The sequence below is a fragment of the Methylobacterium tarhaniae genome, assembly GCF_001043955.1.
Lineage (GTDB): Bacteria > Pseudomonadota > Alphaproteobacteria > Rhizobiales > Beijerinckiaceae > Methylobacterium > Methylobacterium tarhaniae.
Genome location: NZ_LABZ01000037.1, coordinates 41,703 through 60,569, shown reverse-complemented (window position 1 = coordinate 60,569; position 18,867 = coordinate 41,703). Strand labels below are relative to the sequence as shown.

Here is an 18,867-nt window from a genome sequence, read left to right as displayed (position 1 = left end):
CGGCCTCGTCGATCGATATCGATGCGTCGGCGTCCTGGGCCGTGGATACGACTCGTCAGGCGCGGGCGCGGCCGAGGCCGATCGCGTCCATGCTGGCCTGGTCGCGGGCATTCTCGGCGGCGCGCTCGCCCGACCGCTCGCGGTCGTCGAGGATCTCGACCTTCTTCAGCTCCTCGAAGGCTTCGGCGAGGGCCGCCTTGGCCGCGGCGAGCTGGACGTCGAGGTCCTCGACCGAGCGGCGGATGTTGTCGCGGCGTTGCGCCGCGGCGCGGGCGTAGGTCGGGTAGGCGAAATGGGCCGGATCGGAGATCCCGGCCCGCTGCTCCTCCTGGCCGATCTCACGGTCGAGATCGGCGGCCATACGCGCGAAATCGGCGATCATCGCTTCGATTTGCGCGACTTTGCGGCGCTTCTCGTCGGCCTGGAAACGGCGCAGCCGGATGAGCGTGTCCCGCGACTTCATTGTTACTCCACTCCCGCCAGCGGCTTGCGGCCGAGCTCAGAGCCCGCCACGCGCCGTCACGCGGCCGCGTCGGCGGGCCGCGCGACCGGCCCTCACGGCTCGCCGACGATCGCGGCGAGGCGTTCGTAACCCTCGCGGATGGAGGTTGCTTCTTCCTTACCCTGCCCCAGAAAAGCCTCCAGATCCGGCATCAGGCCGATCGCCTCGTCGACCTCCGGCGAGCTGCCGGGGCGGTAGGCGCCGAGGCGAATCAGCTCCTCCATGTCGGCATAGGTCGAGAGCACCCGGCGGGCGCGGCGCACCACCGGCAGATAGGCCGGGTCGCAGGAGCGCGGCATGGTGCGCGAGACCGAGCGCAGGACGTTGATCGCCGGGTAGCGCCCGCGCTCGGCGATGGCGCGCTCCATCACGATGTGCCCGTCGAGGATGCCCCGCACCGCGTCGGCGACGGGCTCGTTGTGGTCGTCGCCCTCGACCAGCACGGTGAACAGGCCGGTGATCGCCCCCTCCCCGGTCCCCGGCCCGGCCCGTTCGAGGAGGCGCGGCAACTCGGAGAAGACGGTGGGCGTGTAGCCCTTGGCGGTCGGCGGCTCGCCGGCGGCGAGCCCGATGTCGCGCTGGGCCATGGCGAAGCGGGTGATCGAATCGACCATGCACAGCACCTGCGCGCCCTGGTCGCGAAAGTACTCGGCGAGCGCGAAGGTGACGTAGGCGGCGTTGCGGCGCATGAGCGCCGGCTCGTCGGAGGTCGCCACCACCACCACCGAGCGGGCGAGGCCCTCCGGCCCGAGATCGTCCTGGAGGAATTCCTGCACCTCGCGGCCGCGCTCGCCGACGAGGCCGATCACCGCGACGTCGGCGGCGGTGTAGCGCGCCAGCATCGACAGGAGCACCGACTTGCCGACGCCGGACCCGGCGAAGATGCCCATGCGCTGGCCGGCGCACATCGTCAGGAAGGTGTTGATGCAGCGCACCCCGAGGTCGAGCGGCGGGCCGACCCGGCGCCTGGCATGGGCGGAGGGCGGATCGGCCTGGAGGCCGTACGGGACGGGCCCGGGCGGCAGCGGGCCCAGGCCGTCGATCGGGCGGCCCAGCGCGTCGACGACCCGGCCGAGCCAGGCCCGGCTCGGGCGGATCGCGCCCGCCCCCTCCGCCCGCACCCGGGCCGGGCAACCCCGGCGCACCCCCTGGAGCGAGCCGAACGGCATCGCCAGCGCGTGGGGGCCGGAGAAGCCGATGATCTCGCACGGGACGGCGGTGCCGGCGGCCTCGTTCACCACCACGTCGAGGCGGCCGCCGAGGCGCATCGCCGCCACCGGGCCGGCGACCTCGATCAGGAGGCCGCGCACCGCCACGACCCGGCCGAAGGTCTCGACCTCCTCCACGCCGGCGAGCGCGGCCCGGGCGGCCTCGAAGCGCCCTGCCCCGGTCACGGCAGCATCCTGTTGATACGCGGTGGTTTCCCGAACCGTGAAGCTGCCATTGCCGGATTCCATCAACGATCCATTTACCCCTCTCCTTAACACTGAGGCAGATGGGATCCGCGGCGGGTTCCCGGAGGTTCTCCGGGGGCGTGGCGCGGGCGCAACATCTCGGGCAGGCCTCAATGATGCGAGTCATTTAGGCAGGCGCGGCACGGGCGGGATGCAGGTATGCTACTGCGATTCGGCCGGAACGGAAGGCCAACCCGCAAGGGGCCGGCCCGAAGGCGGTTTTCTAACCGCTTGCGGGACCGGAGCAGGGTTTGTTAACCGTTCGGGCATAGCGTCGCGGTTCGGAAGATAACGGGCGTCCCCCACGGGCCGGTGGGAGACGGGCGGCGGGGGCTTGCCTTAACCCTTGAGGGCCAGGGCTTGGGGACCTGAGATGCGGGTACTTCTGATCGAGGACGATAGCGCGACGGCGCAGAGCATCGAGCTGATGCTCAAGTCCGAGAACTTCAACACCTACACGACCGACCTCGGCGAGGAGGGTGTCGATCTCGGCAAGCTGTACGACTACGACATCATCCTGCTCGACCTGAACCTGCCCGACATGTCGGGCTACGAGGTTCTGCGTTCGCTGCGGGTGGCGAAGGTCAAGACCCCGATCCTGATCCTCTCCGGCATGGCCGGGATCGAGGACAAGGTGAAGGGCCTCGGCTTCGGAGCCGATGATTACCTCACCAAACCTTTCCACAAAGATGAACTGGTCGCGAGAATCCACGCGATCGTGCGCCGGTCGAAGGGCCACGCGCAGTCGGTGATCACCACCGGCGACTTGATCGTGAACCTCGACCAGAAGACCGTCGAGGTGTCGGGCGCCCGGGTGCACCTCACCGGCAAGGAGTACCAGATGCTGGAGCTCCTCAGCCTGCGCAAGGGCACCACGCTGACCAAGGAGATGTTCCTGAACCATCTCTACGGCGGCATGGACGAGCCCGAGCTGAAGATCATCGACGTGTTCATCTGCAAGCTCCGCAAGAAGCTCGCGAATGCCAGCCAGGGCAAGAACTACATCGAGACGGTCTGGGGCCGCGGCTACGTGCTGCGCGAGCCGACCGAGGACGAGGACCGCATCGCGGTCTGACGACCGGCCCCTCTCGGGTCCGGACGGACGAAAGAACCCCGCTTCGGCGGGGTTTTTTCGTTGGCGGCCGTGACCGAGGATTGGTCGAGCCGGCTTGGCGGTGATTGTGGTCCCCGGGATCGTGGCGGGGCGCTCGGCGGCCCGGATTCTACCCGGCTCTCGGGATGGCCGAGGCCGAGGCTCGCAAGGGCCGTAATGCCGGGACCAGCGGCGGGGCGTCCGAGTGGGATCGGGCACGGCCGGTCTCGCGCGACTGTCCGATCCGCCCGTCGGGCTCGAACCCGGCGCCGAGGATGCAGGCATGCCGCGTCGCCCGGTGCCGGGCTCCTACGGGCCCAGGCGTCGCCCGGCAGCCACGGAACGGCTGGAACGACGTCGACCGGGTCGACGCGGATCAGGCGGGCGCTGAGCTTGGCGGGATGTCAGGGGTCCCGAGCACCGGGGCGCAGCCCGGGACCGGCAGCATCCTCCCTCGCCCGCCTTGCGCGGGGCTGTGCAACCCGGGGAACGGCGCGCAGCTTCGCCGCCGCTCGGACGGGGCATGCCCCGGACGGTAAGCCCGGGACGGCCGGCCGAGCGGGGCTCGGTACGATCGTCGGCTCAGGGCCTCAGCGCGTGGCCCATCGCAGGCCGGCCACCGACGCGGCGGCGGCCGGGGTTGCGGGCGTCCCGGTGCTCGGCGCCGCGAAGCCCGGTGTCGTCAAGGCCGGGTTCGCGCCCGCCTTGGCGTGGCGGTAGAGGCCACGATGCTCGGGGTCCGGCATCAGCGACTCGGTGATGCCGATCACCGTCTCGGCGGCGCCGAGCAGCACCGCGCCGTCCGGGGCGAGCTGGTCGGCGATGCGGCGCAGCACGTCGGCTTTGGTCACCGTGTCGAAGTAGATCAGCACGTTGCGGCAATAGACGATGTCGAAGGTGCCGAGCTGCTCGAACGGCTGCAGCAGGTTGAGCGGCCGGAAATCGACCATCTGGCGCAAGGCTTCCGCGATGCGCCACTGCTCGCCCACCTGGGTGAAGTGCTTGAGCATCAGCTGGACGGGCAGGCCGCGCTGGACCTCGAACTGGTTGTAGAGGCCGAGCTTGGCCTTCTCCAGCACCTCGGTCGAGAGATCGGTGGCGACGATCTCGATCCGCCAGCCGGCGAGCCGCGGCGCGGCTTCCGCCAGCAGCATCGCCAGCGAGTACGGCTCCTGGCCGGTCGAGGCGGCGGCGCACCAGATCCGCAGGCGGCGCTGGTTCGCCCGCGCCGCCAGCGCCCCGGGCAGCAGCACGTCGCGGAAGAGGTCGAACGGCGTGCGGTCGCGGAAGAAGAAGGTCTCGTTGGTGGTCATCGCCTCGACCACGGCACGCTCGATCGCGCTGTCGCGGGCGAGCCGCAGGCAGCCGATCAGCTCGGTGAGCCCGGCGAGGTTGAAGCGCCGGCAGACCGGCGACAGGCGGCTCTCGACCAGGTAGCGCTTCTCCGCCGTCAGGGCGAGGCCGGAGCGCTGCTTGAGGTAGAGGCGGAGGAAATCGAACTCGGTCTCGGTCATCGACGCGGCATCCTCCCCGGGATCCGTGGCAGGGCGCGCATCAGTGACCGCTCAGGCCGGCATTCGGGCCGCCGATGGCGGTGCGCAGGGCCGGGCCGATCGCTGAGAGCGGCAGGATCTCGTGGGCATAGCCGGCCCGTACCAGGCTGCCGGGCATGCCCCAGACGGTCGAGCTCGCCTCGTCCTGGGCGAGCATGGTGCCGCCGGCCTCGACCAGGGCCTTGGCGCCCTTGGTGCCGTCCGAGCCCATGCCGGTGAGCACCACCGACAGGGTGGCCGCACCATAGACCTCGGCCGCGTCGCGGAACATCACGTCCACCGCAGGCCGGCAGAAATTGACCGGCGGGCCGTCGTTGAGCTGGATCACGGCCTCCGTCGCGGTGCCCGAGAGGCCCATATGGCGCCCGCCCGGGGCGACGTAGACGATGCCGGGGCGCACCGGCTCGCCGTGCTTGGCCTCGGCCGCCGGCAGGCCGATCCGGGCGCCGAGATGCTCGGCGAAGACGGCGGTGAAGACCGGCGGCATGTGCTGGACGATCAGGATCGGCAGGCGCCGCAGGGTCGCGGCACCGATGCCTTCGAGCACCTCCCCCACCGCGCGGGGGCCGCCGGTCGAGGCGCCGACGAGCAGGCAGCGCGGCGGTGCGGTGCGCAGCGGGCGCGGGCGCACGCTCACCGGGGCGGCGGCCGGGCGCGGTGCCGGGGCTGGCGCAGCGGCCGCGGCCGGGCGCTCCGGCAGGCCGGCCGGGCCGGGCCGCTCGGGGAGCCCGATCGGGCGCGCCCGCGGCCGGTTGCGCAGGTCGGCCCCGAGCATCCTGATCTTCTGGACCAGGTCCTCGCGGAAGCTTGCCTGGGTGGTGACCCCGCGGTTGCCCTCGGGCTTGGGCAGGTAGTCGATGGCGCCGAGCGCCAGGCAGCGGAGCGAGATCTCCGCATTGCGCTGGGTCAGGGTCGACATCATCACGACCTGGAGCCCGGGGCGCTTGGCCAGCATCTTGGGCAGCGCCTGGGTGCCGTCGAGCTCCGGCATCTCGATGTCGAGGAGCACGATGTCGGGCTGCACCCGGTCGAGGGCGTCGAGCGCGATGCGGCCGTTCGCGGCGGTTCCGACGATCTCGCAGCCGGCCTCTTCGAGCCAGCGCGAGACCAGCCCGCGCACCACGACGGAATCGTCGGCGACGAGGACGCGGATGCGCGGACCGGCGCTCGGGGATGGGATGGAGGGCGCGGCGGATGCGGCCATGGCGTATCTCGGTCGGCGCGCCGCGGGGCGGGCCAGGGGAATCGGGCCCCGGTACAAAGCCGGGACGTCTCGGGGCGTCGGATCGATGGCGCGGCGGACCTCGGGCGAGGCCCACGGTGCCGTCGGCCTCAGGCGAGGTCGACGGCGCGGTCGGTCTCAGGCGAGACCGACCGCCTGCAGCTTGGCGGTCATGATGTCCTTGTCGAAGGGCTTCATGATGTACTCGTCGGCGCCGGCATGCAGGGCCCGGGCGATCGACGCGACGTCGTTCTCGATGGTGCAGAACAGCACCTTGGGATGGCTGCCCTCCGGTAGCCGCCGCAGGGCCCGCAGGAAGTCGTAGCCGTCCATGTGGGGCATGTTCCAGTCGAGCAGGATGGCGTCCGGCATCGCCGACCGGCACTGCTCGACCGCCTGGCGGCCGTCCTCGGCCTCCGCCACCCGGAAGCCGAGGCCCTCGATGATCCGGCGGGCCACCTTGCGGATCACCGCCGAGTCGTCGACGATCAGGAAGGTTCTCATCCAGCGGTCCTTAGGCTCACGCCGCGCTGGCCGCTTGGCGCTCGTCGCCGAAGGCGAGGACCGCCTCGACGTCGAGGATGATCAGCAGGCGGCCGTCGAGGCGGTGCACCCCGCGCGAGACCGCCCGCCAGCGATTGTCGAGGTGGACCGGGTTCGGCTCGTAGGTGTCGGTCGCGAGCTTCATCACCTCGCCGACCTGGTCGACGAGCAGCCCGTAGGCCTCGCCGCCATGCTCCAGGCCCACCGCCATGTTGCGGCCGTCGCCGGTGCGGTCGGGCAGGCCGAGGCGGCGGCGCAGGCACAGCGCCGTGACCACCCGGCCGCGCAGGTTGAGCAGGCCCTTGATCTCCGGCGGCGCCAGCGGGACGTCGGTCAGGTTGGTGGCGATGAAGACGTCGTGCACGCGGTCGATCGGCAGGCCGAACAGCTCGTCGCCGAGGAGCACGGTCACGTAGTCGGTGGTCTCGCCGGTGGACGGCGCAGAGGTGCCGGCGGTGTTGGTGTTGGCGGCCATCATGGGCGGGACTCGAAGACGTGTGAGGGCGTGACGGGCGGTTGTCCGGCTCCGGACGCCGAAGCGCCCGGGGCCTTGGCGGCTCGGCTCAGGCCGCCGCGTCGAGGGGGGCGCTGGTGATCTCGTTCACGGCCGCCACCAGGCCGGAGCGGTCGAACTTCGCCACGCAATCGGCGACGCCGAGCGCCCGGGCGCGGGCGAGCGAGTCCGGCGCCATCGTGCCGGCGAGCGCCACCACCGGCATCGTGGCGAGCCGTCCGCCGACCTTGCGCATCGCCTCGATCAGGTCGAACCCCGAGCGGCCCGGCATCTCGAGGTCACAGACCACGAGGTCGAAGCGGGCCTCGCCGCCGAGATGGCGCAGGGCCTCCTCCGCATCGCCGGCCTGGGTGACGCGGAAGCCCGCCGCCTTCAGCACCGGGGTGAGCATCTCGCGGAAGAAGGCCGAGTCGTCGACGAGGAGCAGGCTCGGCGCCTTCGGCACCGCGCGGTGCGTCGTCTGGCCCCAATCGTCGTGGGCGAGCGGCAGGTAATGGGCGATGTTGACGATCTCGGTCGCCCGGTTGCGCACCACCGCCGAGCCGATCAGGTCGGAGCGCTCGGTCACCAGCTCGACGTCCAGCACCTCGTCGACGATGTCGACGATCTCGTCGACCACGAGACCCATCGAGCGCTCGCCGTCCGAGAACACCACCAGGGCCTGGGCGCCCTCGCGCTTCATCGCCTGGGCGGGGTCGGCCGGCACGAGCGGCATCAGCCTGCCGCGGTACTGGATCAGCGGGCGCCCGCCGACCCACTCGATCTTCGCCGCGTCGATCTCCTCCAGGCGCGTGACCAGCGAGAGGGGAACCGCCTTGAGCGAATCGCCGCCGCCCTTGAACACCAGGAGCGTCACCGCCTGGTCGGCACCGTTCTCCTCGCTCTCCGCCTCGGCCTCGACCTCGCCGGGCTGGCCGCTCGCCGTGCCGGAGCCGACCATCCGGGCGACGCCGTTCGGGTCGATGATCAGCACCACCGCCCCGTCGCCCAGGATGGTGTTGCCCGAGAAGAGCGGGATGTGCCGCAGCTTCGAGGACATCGGCTTCACGACGATCTCCTCCGTGTGGAAGACGCCGTCGACCAGGATGCCGAAGCGCTGGCGCCCGACCTGGCTCACCACGACGAAGCCCTCGTCGCTCGAGGCCGGGGCGTCCGGCGCGTCGAGGCCGAGCATCGCCGCCACCGGCACGATCGGCAGCAGGCGGTCGCGCAGGCGCAGGACCGGCGAGCCGTTGATGCGCTCGACGGCGTGGTCGGTGCCGGGCTGCACCCGCACCAGTTCGAGGACCGAGACCTGCGGGATCGCGAAGCGGTGCTCGCGGGCCGAGACGATCAGCGCCGCGACGATCGCGAGCGTCAGCGGGATCTTGATCGTGAAGGTGGTGCCGCGGCCGAGCTGGGTCTGGATGTCGATCGTGCCGCCGATCAGCTCGATATTGGTCTTCACCACGTCCATGCCGACGCCGCGGCCAGAGACCGAGGTGACCGCCTTGGCGGTGGAGAAGCCGGCGTGGAAGATGAACTTCGCCACCTGGGCGTCGGTCATCCGCTCGACCTCGGCCTCCGTGGCGACGCCGCGCTCGACCGCCTTGCGGCGGATCGCCTGCAGGTCGAGGCCCTTGCCGTCGTCGGCGATCTCGATCGTGATCGTGCCGCCCTCGTGGAAGGCGTTGAGGCGGATCGTCCCCTTCTCCGGCTTGCCGGCGGCCTTGCGGTCCGCGCCCGCCTCGATGCCGTGATCGGCCGAGTTGCGCACCATGTGGGTGAGCGGGTCCTTGATGACCTCGAGGACCTGGCGGTCCAGCTCGGTCTCGGCGCCCTGCATCACCAGGTCGATCTTCTTGCCGAGTTCCGACGAGAGGTCGCGCACCACCCGCGGCAGCTTCTGCCAGGCCGAGCCGATCGGCTGCATGCGGGTCTTCATCACCCCTTCCTGCAACTCGGCGGTGACGTGGGAGAGGCGCTGCAGCGGCACCTTGTAGTTGCCGTCCTCGTGCCGGCGGGCGATCTCGAGGAGCTGGTTGCGGGTCAGCACCAGCTCCGAGACCATCGTCATCAGGTGCTCGAGGGTGTCGACGTTCACCCGGATCGTCTGCGCCTTGCTGACCGGCGTGCCCTCGGCCTCGGCGGCGGGCTGCTCGGCCCGGCGCGCCTCGACCGGGGCCGCCTCCTGGCGGACGGGCTCCTGACGCACCGGCTCCTGACGTGCCGGCTCTTGGCGCACCGGCTCTTGGCGCACCGGCACAGGCTCGGCCGCCGGCATTGCGCCCGGCATCTCGAATTCGGCTTCGGGGCCGGGAGTGTCGCGGAAGGCCCGCTCGAGGTCGTCGAGGGAGACCTCGCCGGGCTTCAGCGCCCGCTCGAGCACCTGCAGCACCAGACTGCCGGCGGTCATCGGGGCCGCGGCGGGCGCCGGCGCGGCGACGGGCTCGGGTGCCGCCACCGGCTCCTCGGACATGCGGTCGAGGGCGCCGATCAGATCGTCGTCGATCCCGGCCGGCTCGGCGGCGGTGCGCTCCAGCTCGGCCACGATCAGCTTGATCCGGTCGAGGGTCTGCAGGATCAGGCTGACGGCGGGGCTCGTCACCGGCATGCCGTCGCGGAACTTGCCCATCAGGGTCTCGGCGGCGTGCGCCAGCGCCTCCAGGCGCGGCAGGCCGAGGAACCCGCAGGTTCCCTTGATGGTGTGAACCAGCCGGAAGATATTCCGCAGGATCGTCTGGTTGTTCGGATCCTGCTCGAACCGGACGAGCTCGAGGTCGACAGTGTCCAGGTGCTCGCCGGTCTCTGTCAGGAACTCACGCAACAAATCGTCCATCGCAGCCACTCGTCGATCCACGCAGGATCTCTGCGCAGAGTCAGGCTGCCATGGGAGCCTTTATGATCCGTTGCCGGAAATCCTCACACTCGGGTTAGCCTGGTCATAATGTGCCCGGCCCCTGGAAAAACCGCGGGCTGAGGCGGACGATCCGGTCCGCCCCGGGGCCGTGCCGCAGGGTTAAGTGTCTCTCGCGAAACTCCCGATCGCTGTCGTGGCTCGCTCTGGCCGCGTCGGCGCAGCGGGAGTTTCGTGAGGTGCACTAAATGCCGTGATCGCCTGCCACGTCCTGCTCCCGGCCGGCGGCGGCCGGCTCGGCCCGAATCGTGACGGTGTCGCCCTCGATCGAGAATGTCACGCCCATCTCGGCGGCCCGGGCGACCAGGCCGGCATAGAACGGCTGGATCGCGTGGGCGTCGACCGTGCCGCTGTCCGGCGTGCCGGCGATCAGCTTCTCGACATGGGGCGGGATGCGCGCATAGGCGCCCTTGGCGGTGAGGACGAAGACCGGCGCCTCGGCCTCGCCGGTGACCGCGACGTCGATCACGCCGCCGCGGGGGATCGCCGTCACGGCGATGACCACCAGGTTCAGGAGCAGCTTGACCTTGTTCTTGGGAAACAGCGCCCGCGGTGCGCTCCAGGTCAGCTGGGTCTTGTCGTCGCCGAACATGCCGCGGGCGACGTTCTCGGCATCGGCGAGGTCGATGCTGGCTCCGGCCGAGCCCGCCGCCCCGAAGGCGATGCGGGCGAATTGCAGCCGGGCCGAGGCTTGCCTGGCGCTCTTGCGGATCAGGTCGAGGGCGAAGTCGCGCATCTCGGCGCTGTCCTCGTCCTCGAGCACCTCGAGGCCGTTCACGATGGCACCGACCGGGCTGATGACGTCGTGGCAGACCCGCGAGCAGAGCAGCGCCGAGAGGTCGAGGGCGTCGAGGGTGACGGTGGTCATGGGTGCGCTCCGCGGGGCCGAAGGAAGAGTCGCGGCGGCTCCCGCCACGGTTTGCCGGCACGGATAGCTGCCGCGCGCCGGTTTGAAAAGGCGATCGCGCGTGTCGGCGGCCCGCTGCGGTCGAGGCCGGGGAAGGCTGCCGCAACGGCAAGGCACTCCACCCGATCGACAAACCCGGTCGCGCCGGGCATGACGGAGTCATGACACCGATCCTGGCACCCGATACCGTGCCCACGCCGCCCGAGCGCGACGCCATCGCGCTCCGGCTCGCCGAGATCGCCGCGTCCGCGGGCGTGATCCTGCGCCGCTTCGAGCTCGGCGGCTGCCGCCACCACCTCAAGGCCGACGGGTCGCCGACGAGCCAGGCCGATCTCGCCGCCGAGGCGCAGATCGTCGCCGACCTCGCGCAGGCCTGGCCCGGCATCCCGGTGATCGCCGAGGAGACCGCGGCCGAGGCCGCCCCGGGCCCCCTCTTCTTCCTGGTCGACCCCCTCGACGGAACCAAGGACTTCCTCAAGGGCACCGGCGAGTACTCGGTCAACATCGCGCTGGTCGCCGGCGAGCGGCCGGTCGCGGCGGCGCTCGCCGCGCCCGCCCTCGGCCGCGTCTGGGCCGCCGGCATGCATGCCGTGGAGGCGCCGATCGTCGAGGGACAGCCGGGCGCCTTCGGGAGGGTCGCGGCGCGGCCCGTCCCGCCGGAGGGAATGACGGCCCTGGTCAGCCGCAGCCACGGCGAGGCGGCGGACGAGGCCTGCCTGGCGGGCCTGCCCATCGGGCGCAGGCGCGGGGTGTCCTCGGCGCTCAAGTTCGGGCTGATCGCCTGCGGCGAGGGCGATGTCTACGTCCGCTGCGGCCCGACGATGGAGTGGGACACGGCCGCCGGCGACCACATCCTCACCCAGGCCGGCGGCTGCCTCGTCGGTCCCGACGGCCGGCCCTTCGGCTACGGCCGCCGGCCCGGCCATTACCGCAACGGCCCCTTCGCGGCCTTCGGCGACCCGTCCCAGGCCCGCCGCGCCGTACTGCCGCAGGCGAGCCCGGCCCGGGCCTGAGCGGGATCAGCCGCCGATCGCCGCGATGCCCTTGAGCTGCGGCCAGCGCGCCTCGGCGGCGTCGATCAGCGCGGTTCCTGCCTGCGCGCGGCGCTCCGGGTCGCGGAACAGGTAGAGCCGGCCGTCGTCGCGCAGCGCCGTCACCAGGGGATCGGCCTCGACGAGGCGGCCGGCGGCGACGCCCTCCGGGTCGTAGCCGCCGAGGCGTGGAGCATAGGCCTCCGGCGCCCGCGCGAAGGCGCCGCGATTGGCCGCCCCGGTGAAGCGCCAGACTAGGCCCGACCAGGTGAATTCGTGCTCGCCCGAGCCGGGCAGCGGCGCGGGTCCGAGCCGGTAGGAGACCGGGTCGAAGCCGCGCAGCGCGAGCCCGGTCAGGGGATCGGCGGCGTAGAGCTCCGGCACCCCGAGCGGCGTCTCGCCGCGGGCCGGCCGGACCATCGCCGCGGGCAGGAGCGACAGCGCGCCGCGCCGCGTTAACCAGATCTTACCCATATCCGCAGCATCTGTGGCATCCCGCCGCCCGTCCGCGCCGGCTCCCCCGGTCCGGGCCGGGGAGAGCCGGCCACGACCTCCTTAAGCCGGGACGCCTAACGAATGCTGTCAGCCTCCTCCGCCTCCGCGGCTCAGCGGACCTCCGCCTCCTCGGCTCGGCAGGCCTCCGGAGTGTCGCGCCGGCGCGCCCTCGCGGCCATTCTGGCCGCCGCACCCTTGGCGCTCGCCGCACCCCTGGGGCTCGCCGCCCTCTCCGGCCCTGCCGCGGCGCAAGCGCGCGGGCCCGGCGACCCGGGCACCTTCCAGCCGCGGGAGATCGTCGATTCGGGCCACCAGTTCTTCGGCTCGGTGTCGCGCGGCCTCGCCCTGACGGTGCAGGAGGCGACGCGCCGATGGGGCGAGCCCAACGGCTACATCCTCGGCCAGGAGGCCTCCGGCGCCATCTTCGGCGGCCTGCGCTTCGGCGAGGGCACGCTGTTCACCCGCAACGCCGGCCAGCGCAAGGTCTTCTGGCAGGGCCCGTCCCTCGGCTTCGACGTCGGCGGCGACGGCGCCCGCACGATGATGCTGATCTACAACCTGCCGCGGGTCGACGCGCTCTATAACCGCTTCGTCGGCATGGACGGCTCGGCCTACGTCGTCGGCGGCTTCGGCATGTCGGCGGTCACCGCCGACAACATCGTGGTGGTGCCGATCCGCGCCGGCGTCGGCGCGCGTGTCGGGATCAATGTCGGCTACCTGAAGTTCACCGATTCGCCGACCTGGAACCCGTTCTGAGGGAACCGGCCCCGCGCGGCCGCGCTGGTCCTGACGGCATTCCCGTGGCAGGGTCCGGCCGCGCCGCCCGCGCCCGGATACCCAGCCCGGGCGGGCATGCCGACCGTATCAACCGTCCGTGCGGGAGCGTCCGCCCGGCCGCCGAGAGAGTATCGCCCGGGTGATCGAGTCCCTGATGTTCGCGGCGCTGGGGTTCCTCGCCGCCAGCTTGTGCGCCCTTCTGATCCTGCCGGCGCTCAATGCCCGGGCCGAGCGCCTGACGCGCCGCCGGCTCGAGGCGCTCTACCCGATGTCGATCGTCGAGCTGACCGCCGAGAAGGACCATCTGCGGGCCGAGTTCGCGGTGCGCGAGCGTCAGCTCGAGCGCCGGGTCGAGGAGGCGCAGGCCACCCGCCAGGCCGAGATGGAGGAGATGGGCCGGCGTGCCGTGCGCATCGGGGCGCTCACCCAGGAGATCGAGCGCCGGGACGCCCGCCTCGCCGAGATCGAGCGTGACCTCGCCGAGGCCCGCGGCGGCCTCGCCCAGGTTCAGGGCGAGCTGGCCGAGGCTCGTACCGCCCGGGCCGCGGCCGAGGAGGCGATGCGGGCGCTGGAGGGACCCTACCAGCGGGCTCTGGCCGAGCTTGCCGCCCTGCGCGGCGAGGTCGAGGCGAGCCGGAGCGGCCGGGCCGAGGCCGAGGCGGCGCGTGGCGTCGCCGAGGAGCAGGCGCGGGCGGCCCGCGGCCGCGTGGCCGAGGCGGGCGAGAGCGTCGCCAGCGCCGCTCGCGAGCAGATCCAGGTCCTCGAAGACGCGCTCGCCGACCTCAATGTCCGCCACGCCGCCGAGATCGAGGCGGCGCGGGCGGAGATCGCCCGGCTGCAGGAGGCAGCCCGGCATGGTGCGCCCCCTCCTCCCGAGCGCATCGCCGCCGAGAACGCGGCCCTGGAGCGCCGGATCGCCGAGGTGGCCGACGCCCTGATGCAGGCACAGGGCCGGCCCGAGCCGCGCATGCCGCAGGCCACGCCGCTGCCGACCCCCGCCGCGGCCGGTTGACCGGGGGGCGCGGTGTGCTCTGCGGCACATCGCTACCGGCGCCCCCGCCCGCGGATGCGACGCGCCGGACGGGAAACAATTCGGAAACGTGGCCCAAGGGCTTGCCGGCGCTCGGCTTTCTCACGCCCGAGGGCGCCTTCGGTCGATTCCGGCCGGTTCGCCGCCCGATCCGGCATCGCCCCGCAGCCCTTGTCAGGCTGCGGGTTTCGGGCCATGTCGCTGCGACTTCCACGCTCTGCAAGGCTTTGACAGATATGACGCTCAGGCCGATGTCGCTCGCCCTCCTGACCGCCGGCAGCCTGATGCTGCTCGCCGGACCGGCCCTCGCCCAGCGAGACGACCCCAACCTGAAGAAGTACTGCACCGGCGACTACATGACCTATTGCGGTAACCTGCCGCCGGAAAGCCCCGAGGTCGATCGCTGCTTCGAGAAGAACATGAAGAAGATCTCGGTCAACTGCAAGCGGGCGATCGACTACTACGAGCAGACGCACAAGAAGTAAGCCTTCCGCAGAAGGCGGGGCCCACGGGCCCCGTTCACGCCGAGGCTTCGGCGCGGCTCGCAGCCTCGAGGGCCTCGGCCAGGGCCTCGATGGTGAAAGGCTTGCGCAACACCGTCTCGCCGGGGGCCGGGCGCGGGCCCTCCTGCGCATCGTCCCGCGGGTGGCCGGTGGCGAAGATCACCCGCAGATCGGGCCGCCGCCGCCGTGCCTCCGCCGCGAGCGTCGGCCCGTCGATGCCCGGCATCACCACGTCGGTGAACAGCACGGCGACGTCCCGCTCGGTGTCGAGGGCCGCGAGCGCCGCCGCCCCGTCCGGCGCCGTCAGGGTGCGATAGCCGAGCTCGCCGATCGTCTCGGCGCTGGCCAGCCGCACGGCGGCGTCGTCCTCCACCACCAGCACCGTCTGCCGGGCCCGTCCGGGCGCCGCCGTCGCGAGGCGCGACCGCCCGGCGGTCTCGGCCGGCACGCCGTCCGCGCTCACCGGCAGCGTCAGCTCGATGGCGGTGCCCCGCCCCGGCTGGCTATCGATGCGAACGCGCCCGCCCGACTGGGTGACGAAGCCGTAGACCTGGCTCAGGCCCAGGCCCGTGCCTCTCCCTTGCGGCTTGGTGGTGAAGAACGGCTCGAAGGCCCGGGCCACCACGTCGGGCGGCATGCCGGTGCCGGTATCGCGCACCGTGACCGAAACCGCCTTCGTGCCGTCGTCGAGGGCGCCGTGGGCGGTCTCCAGCGCCAGCGTCCCGCCGCCCGGCATCGCGTCGCGGGCATTCACCGCGAGGTTCAGGATCGCGTTCTCAAGCTGGTTCTGGTCGACGAAGATCGCCGGGGGATCGGCCATCAGGCGGGTCTCGACCCGGACGGTCTCGCCGAGGGTGCGCCGCAGCAGGTCGATCATGCCGCCGACGAGGCGGTTCGGATCGGTCGGGCGCGGTTCCAGGGGCTGCTGGCGGGCGAAGGCGAGGAGCCGGTGGGTGAGCTTCGCCGCCCGGTCGGTGCCGTCGAGGGCGCCGGCGATGAAGCGGCCGACATCGGTGTCGCCCCGGGCGATGCGGCGCTGCACCAGTTCGAGGGAGCCGGTGATCACCGCCAGGAGGTTGTTGAAGTCGTGGGCGATGCCTCCCGTCAGCTGGCCCACCGCCTCCATCTTCTGCGACTGGCGCAGCTGGTTCTCGGCGGAGAGCCGCTGCGCGTGCTCGCGCTTGAGATCGGACAAGGCCTGCTGCTCGGCCCGGGCCCGGGCGAGCGCCAGCCAGGCCATCAGCACCAGGGTGAGGGCCGAGACGGTGGCGACGAGGCCGTAGACCCGCAGGTTGTCGTACCAGCGGTCGAGAGCGACCGCGGTCTCGACCGAGAACGCCACCTCGACCGGATAGTCGCCGATGCGGCGCCAGGCATAGAGCCGCTCGGCCTCGGCGGGCGGGGTGCCGGTGGCCGCGCCCCCCTGCGGCCGCGCGCGGATCGCCCGCAGCAGGGGATCGCCCGGGGCCAGACGCTCGTCGACCTCGGGGCCCGGCGGCTCGCGCACCAGCACCGCGCCGTCGGCGCGCAGGAGCATCGCCCGGTGGTCGGTCGGGGCGGCGATCTCGGCGTAGAAGCGGGCGAAGTACTCGGTGCCGAGGGCGATCACGATCACGCCGTCGAAGCGCCCGTCATCGGTCGAGCGCCGGCGGCTGACCATGAAGGCGGTGGCCCCGTCCGCCTCGCGCACGGCGGGGCTGACATAGATGCCGATGTCCCGCGGGCGATGGACCGAGAAGACGTCCCGCTCCGCGACCTCGCGGCCGAGATCGCCCTCGCGGCTCGAGGCCTGGATCCGCCCCTGCGGGTCGACCACCCAGACCGCCCGGGCCTGGGCGAGCGGCGCCTTCAGGCTCGCCAGGAATCCGCCGGTGGCGGGGGCGGCGATCTGGCTCCAGCTGCGATCGAAGATGTAGTCGTCGACCCGGTCCATCGCCAGCTCGGCGGTGTCGAACACCTTCGAGGCGTGCTCGTGCATCACCGCCGCGGTCCGCACCACGGCGCTGTCCTCTTCGCGCAGGACCTCGGCCCGGTTCCACCACGCCGCGCCCACCAGGACGACGCACGGCACCAGGAAAGCCGCGGCGACGAGGAGCTGGTGCAGCCGCACCGTCGAAAGGCTCACGGGACACTCACAAACGCGACGGAAGCCGACGCGGCGATCGGCTGAAAGCTTAACCGTTCGTTAACGGATTGGCGAGCGAAACGATCACCTCTTCGTCGCTCCCGCGCCGCCTTTGTGCGGGCAGTGTGTCGCGCGGGCATCGGCGGGACCTCGGAGGCTGTTAGCGCACTCTTCGGGGCCCCGCTCCAATACCTCCTTAACGGCCACGCTCGAATGCCGCGCATCCGGCGCACAAGGGCCGCGAGGGCCGGGCTCGCCTCGCGGGTTCCGGGCCGCTATGGTGCCGCCGCCACGCTTGTGCCTGGATCTCGCCCGTGTTCCGTACCCGTACCCTCGTCCTCCTCGGCCTGATCGCCCTTTCGGCCGCCGCCTGCGGCCGGCGCGGGCCCCTCGAGCCGCCATCCGCGGCGGCACCGGCGGTGCAGCCGCAAGCGAACGGACCTGCGGGTGTGGGACCTGCGGGTACGAGCACCGCGCGGCCGCTCACCGGGGCGGCCGCGGTCAACACGCTGCCGGCCGGGGTCGGGCTCTCGGCGGGCGGATCCGCCCCGGACGACGGTGACGAGTTGCCGGCCTCGGCGGTCGCGGCGCCGACGGGGATCCCGGCCCCGACCGAATCCTCCTCCCGGCGGCGCAAGGGCTACGTGATCCCCAAGGAGCCCTTTCCCCTCGACCCGCTGCTCTGAGCAGACTTGCGTTGGCAGGCCGACGCTTCGTCCGCTCAGGGTCTCGATTCGACGCAGATTTTCGCCGCGAAACCGGCGGCCCCTGTCGCGAGATCGGCTTGGCTGAGCCCGCGAGGGTGCAAAGGCTGATCGGTTTCGTGTAGAGGCGCGTCTCGCGCCCGAGCCGCGCGCGGCCAGCGCCCGGACGTCGGTCACCTCCCAGGTCACCTTGCCATGCACCACTTCACCTATCGCGACGGCGTGCTCCACGCCGAGGACGTCGACCTGGCACGGCTCGCGGACGCGGTCGGCACCCCGTTCTACTGCTACGCCTCCGCCACCCTGGAGCGGCACTACCGGGTCTTCGCGGAGGCGTTCTCGGGCGACGACGCCCTCGTCTGCTACGCCATGAAGGCGAATTCCAACCAGGCGGTGCTCGCCACCCTGGCGCGCCTCGGCGCCGGCATGGACATCGTCTCGGAGGGCGAACTGCGCCGGGCGCTCGCCGCCGGGGTGCCGGGCGAGCGGATCGTCTTCTCCGGCGTCGGCAAGACCGAGGGCGAGATGGCGGCGGCGCTCGACGCCGGCATCCTGTGCTTCAACGTCGAGAGCGAGCCGGAGCTGGAGCAGCTCTCCCGCGTCGCGGCCGCCAGGGGCGCGACGGCACCGGTCTCGATCCGGGTCAACCCGGACGTCGATGCCCGCACCCACGCCAAGATCTCGACCGGCAAGTCGGAGAACAAGTTCGGCATCCCGATCTCCCGGGCCCGCGAGGTCTATGCCCGGGCGGCCGCCCTGCCCGGCCTGTCGCTGGTCGGCGTCGACATGCATATCGGCAGCCAGATCACCGACCTCGCGCCCTACGACAACGCCGCCGCCCTGCTCTGCGGCCTCGCCCGCGACCTGATGGCGGCGGGGCACAAGCTCCACCACGTCGATTTCGGCGGCGGCCTCGGCATCCCCTACCGCGACGACAACGCGCCCCCGCCGGACCCGGCCGCCTTCGCGTCGGTGCTGCGCCCTCATTTCCGGCCGCTCGGCCTCAAGCCCGTCTTCGAGATCGGCCGGATGATCGCCGGCAATGCCGGCGTGCTCGTCACCCGCGTGCTGTACGTGAAGCACGGCGAGGGCCGCACCTTCGTGATCGTCGACGCGGGCATGAACGACCTGATCCGCCCGACGCTCTACGAGGCCTACCACGCCCTGCGGCCGGTGGCGGAGCCGACGCCCGAGGCGGGCCGCCTCACCGCCGACGTGGTCGGCCCGGTCTGCGAGAGCGGCGACTACCTGGCGCTCGCCCGCGAGATGCCGGAGGTCAAGCCCGGCGACCTGATCGCCGTGATGTCGGCCGGGGCCTACGGCGCCGTGCAGGCCTGCACCTACAACACGCGGCCGCTGGTGCCCGAGGTGCTGGTGCGCGGGGCCGACCACGCGGTGATCCGGCCGAGGCAGAGCTACGAGGAGCTGATCGGGCTCGATCGGGTGCCGGACTGGCTCGCAATCTGAGCCTTTTCGCGCCGATCGTTAAAGTTCGACGGGATTTCCGAACGAGGCGGC

Annotated in this window: 17 protein-coding genes; 7 read left to right on the top strand and 10 right to left on the bottom strand. The window is 72.1% G+C overall.

Features of this window, described 5'->3' with window-relative positions; translation table 11 throughout:
* Nucleotides 1-55: 55 nt before the first annotated feature.
* Both fliJ and fliI read right to left on the bottom strand, forming a co-directional pair.
* Nucleotides 56-463 carry a flagellar export protein FliJ gene (gene fliJ / locus VQ03_RS06745; protein ID WP_048450107.1) on the bottom strand — a complete coding sequence of 136 codons (408 nt, stop codon included), beginning with the start codon at nt 461-463 and terminating at the stop codon, nt 56-58.
* A 92-nt stretch (nt 464-555) separates the two neighbouring features.
* On the bottom strand, nt 556-1,896 hold the full coding sequence (gene fliI, locus VQ03_RS06740) for a flagellar protein export ATPase FliI (protein WP_048450106.1): 1,341 nt from the start codon (nt 1,894-1,896) through the stop codon (nt 556-558).
* 433 nt (nt 1,897-2,329) lie between these two features.
* On the opposite strand from fliI, the gene ctrA reads away from it, so the two are divergent.
* Nucleotides 2,330-3,031, top strand: coding sequence for a response regulator transcription factor CtrA (gene ctrA, locus VQ03_RS06735; RefSeq protein WP_048450105.1), 702 nt, complete (start codon nt 2,330-2,332; stop codon nt 3,029-3,031).
* A gap of 608 nt (nt 3,032-3,639) precedes the next feature.
* Here ctrA and VQ03_RS06730 read toward each other — a convergent pair.
* The 6 genes from VQ03_RS06730 to chpT form a co-directional block, all read right to left on the bottom strand.
* Entirely contained in the window at nt 3,640-4,563 is a 924-nt protein-coding gene (locus VQ03_RS06730) for a CheR family methyltransferase (protein ID WP_083467817.1), read from the bottom strand.
* A 40-nt stretch (nt 4,564-4,603) separates the two neighbouring features.
* Nucleotides 4,604-5,806 carry a protein-glutamate methylesterase/protein-glutamine glutaminase gene (locus VQ03_RS06725; RefSeq protein WP_048450104.1) on the bottom strand — a complete coding sequence of 401 codons (1,203 nt, stop codon included), beginning with the start codon at nt 5,804-5,806 and terminating at the stop codon, nt 4,604-4,606.
* Nucleotides 5,807-5,962: 156 nt separating this feature from the next.
* A complete protein-coding gene (locus VQ03_RS06720) occupies nt 5,963-6,328 on the bottom strand; it encodes a response regulator (RefSeq protein ID WP_048450103.1) in 366 nt (121 codons plus the stop codon).
* A gap of 16 nt (nt 6,329-6,344) precedes the next feature.
* Complete coding sequence (locus VQ03_RS06715; RefSeq protein ID WP_048450102.1) at nt 6,345-6,845, bottom strand: chemotaxis protein CheW; 501 nt, start codon at nt 6,843-6,845, stop codon at nt 6,345-6,347.
* 85 nt (nt 6,846-6,930) lie between these two features.
* Entirely contained in the window at nt 6,931-9,699 is a 2,769-nt protein-coding gene (locus VQ03_RS06710) for a hybrid sensor histidine kinase/response regulator (protein WP_048450101.1), read from the bottom strand.
* A gap of 262 nt (nt 9,700-9,961) precedes the next feature.
* Nucleotides 9,962-10,645: a histidine phosphotransferase ChpT gene (gene chpT / locus VQ03_RS06705; RefSeq protein ID WP_048450100.1), complete on the bottom strand. Its 684-nt coding sequence runs from the start codon at nt 10,643-10,645 to the stop codon at nt 9,962-9,964.
* 200 nt (nt 10,646-10,845) lie between these two features.
* On the opposite strand from chpT, the gene VQ03_RS06700 reads away from it, so the two are divergent.
* Nucleotides 10,846-11,697 carry a 3'(2'),5'-bisphosphate nucleotidase CysQ family protein gene (locus VQ03_RS06700; protein WP_048450099.1) on the top strand — a complete coding sequence of 284 codons (852 nt, stop codon included), beginning with the start codon at nt 10,846-10,848 and terminating at the stop codon, nt 11,695-11,697.
* Between the two features lie 6 nt (nt 11,698-11,703).
* On the opposite strand, the gene VQ03_RS06695 is transcribed toward VQ03_RS06700, so the two are convergent.
* Nucleotides 11,704-12,189: a hypothetical protein gene (locus tag VQ03_RS06695; protein ID WP_048450098.1), complete on the bottom strand. Its 486-nt coding sequence runs from the start codon at nt 12,187-12,189 to the stop codon at nt 11,704-11,706.
* Nucleotides 12,190-12,291: 102 nt separating this feature from the next.
* Between VQ03_RS06695 and VQ03_RS06690 the strand changes: the two genes are divergently transcribed.
* The 3 genes from VQ03_RS06690 to VQ03_RS06680 all read left to right on the top strand — a co-directional run bounded on the left by VQ03_RS06690 (nt 12,292) and on the right by VQ03_RS06680 (nt 14,502).
* On the top strand, nt 12,292-12,966 hold the full coding sequence (locus VQ03_RS06690; protein ID WP_048450097.1) for a DUF1134 domain-containing protein: 675 nt from the start codon (nt 12,292-12,294) through the stop codon (nt 12,964-12,966).
* 160 nt (nt 12,967-13,126) lie between these two features.
* Nucleotides 13,127-13,999, top strand: a complete 873-nt coding sequence (locus tag VQ03_RS06685; protein WP_048450096.1) for a hypothetical protein — start codon at nt 13,127-13,129, stop codon at nt 13,997-13,999.
* Between the two features lie 254 nt (nt 14,000-14,253).
* On the top strand, nt 14,254-14,502 hold the full coding sequence (locus VQ03_RS06680) for a hypothetical protein (protein ID WP_048450095.1): 249 nt from the start codon (nt 14,254-14,256) through the stop codon (nt 14,500-14,502).
* Between the two features lie 34 nt (nt 14,503-14,536).
* Here VQ03_RS06680 and VQ03_RS06675 read toward each other — a convergent pair whose 3' ends face one another.
* Nucleotides 14,537-16,645 (bottom strand): hybrid sensor histidine kinase/response regulator, encoded by a 2,109-nt coding sequence (locus VQ03_RS06675; RefSeq protein ID WP_048450094.1) that lies wholly within the window; start codon nt 16,643-16,645, stop codon nt 14,537-14,539.
* Between the two features lie 314 nt (nt 16,646-16,959).
* On the opposite strand from VQ03_RS06675, the gene lptM reads away from it, so the two are divergent.
* Both lptM and lysA read left to right on the top strand, forming a co-directional pair.
* Nucleotides 16,960-17,331, top strand: coding sequence for an LPS translocon maturation chaperone LptM (lptM, locus tag VQ03_RS06670; protein ID WP_053078432.1), 372 nt, complete (start codon nt 16,960-16,962; stop codon nt 17,329-17,331).
* Between the two features lie 213 nt (nt 17,332-17,544).
* Nucleotides 17,545-18,816 carry a diaminopimelate decarboxylase gene (gene lysA, locus VQ03_RS06665; RefSeq protein WP_048450092.1) on the top strand — a complete coding sequence of 424 codons (1,272 nt, stop codon included), beginning with the start codon at nt 17,545-17,547 and terminating at the stop codon, nt 18,814-18,816.
* Nucleotides 18,817-18,867: the final 51 nt, after the last annotated feature.

Coding starts and splice junctions, on each gene's coding strand:
- VQ03_RS06690 (WP_048450097.1), top strand. CDS start 12,292: ATGCTGTCAGCCTCCTCCGCCTCCGCGGCTCAGCGGACCTCCGCCTCC.
- VQ03_RS06700 (WP_048450099.1), top strand. CDS start 10,846: ATGACACCGATCCTGGCACCCGATACCGTGCCCACGCCGCCCGAGCGC.
- fliJ (WP_048450107.1), bottom strand. CDS start 463: ATGAAGTCGCGGGACACGCTCATCCGGCTGCGCCGTTTCCAGGCCGAC.
- lysA (WP_048450092.1), top strand. CDS start 17,545: ATGCACCACTTCACCTATCGCGACGGCGTGCTCCACGCCGAGGACGTC.
- ctrA (WP_048450105.1), top strand. CDS start 2,330: ATGCGGGTACTTCTGATCGAGGACGATAGCGCGACGGCGCAGAGCATC.
- VQ03_RS06680 (WP_048450095.1), top strand. CDS start 14,254: ATGACGCTCAGGCCGATGTCGCTCGCCCTCCTGACCGCCGGCAGCCTG.
- VQ03_RS06715 (WP_048450102.1), bottom strand. CDS start 6,845: ATGATGGCCGCCAACACCAACACCGCCGGCACCTCTGCGCCGTCCACC.
- VQ03_RS06695 (WP_048450098.1), bottom strand. CDS start 12,189: ATGGGTAAGATCTGGTTAACGCGGCGCGGCGCGCTGTCGCTCCTGCCC.
- VQ03_RS06725 (WP_048450104.1), bottom strand. CDS start 5,806: ATGGCCGCATCCGCCGCGCCCTCCATCCCATCCCCGAGCGCCGGTCCG.
- VQ03_RS06730 (WP_083467817.1), bottom strand. CDS start 4,563: ATGACCGAGACCGAGTTCGATTTCCTCCGCCTCTACCTCAAGCAGCGC.
- VQ03_RS06720 (WP_048450103.1), bottom strand. CDS start 6,328: ATGAGAACCTTCCTGATCGTCGACGACTCGGCGGTGATCCGCAAGGTG.
- VQ03_RS06710 (WP_048450101.1), bottom strand. CDS start 9,699: ATGGACGATTTGTTGCGTGAGTTCCTGACAGAGACCGGCGAGCACCTG.
- chpT (WP_048450100.1), bottom strand. CDS start 10,645: ATGACCACCGTCACCCTCGACGCCCTCGACCTCTCGGCGCTGCTCTGC.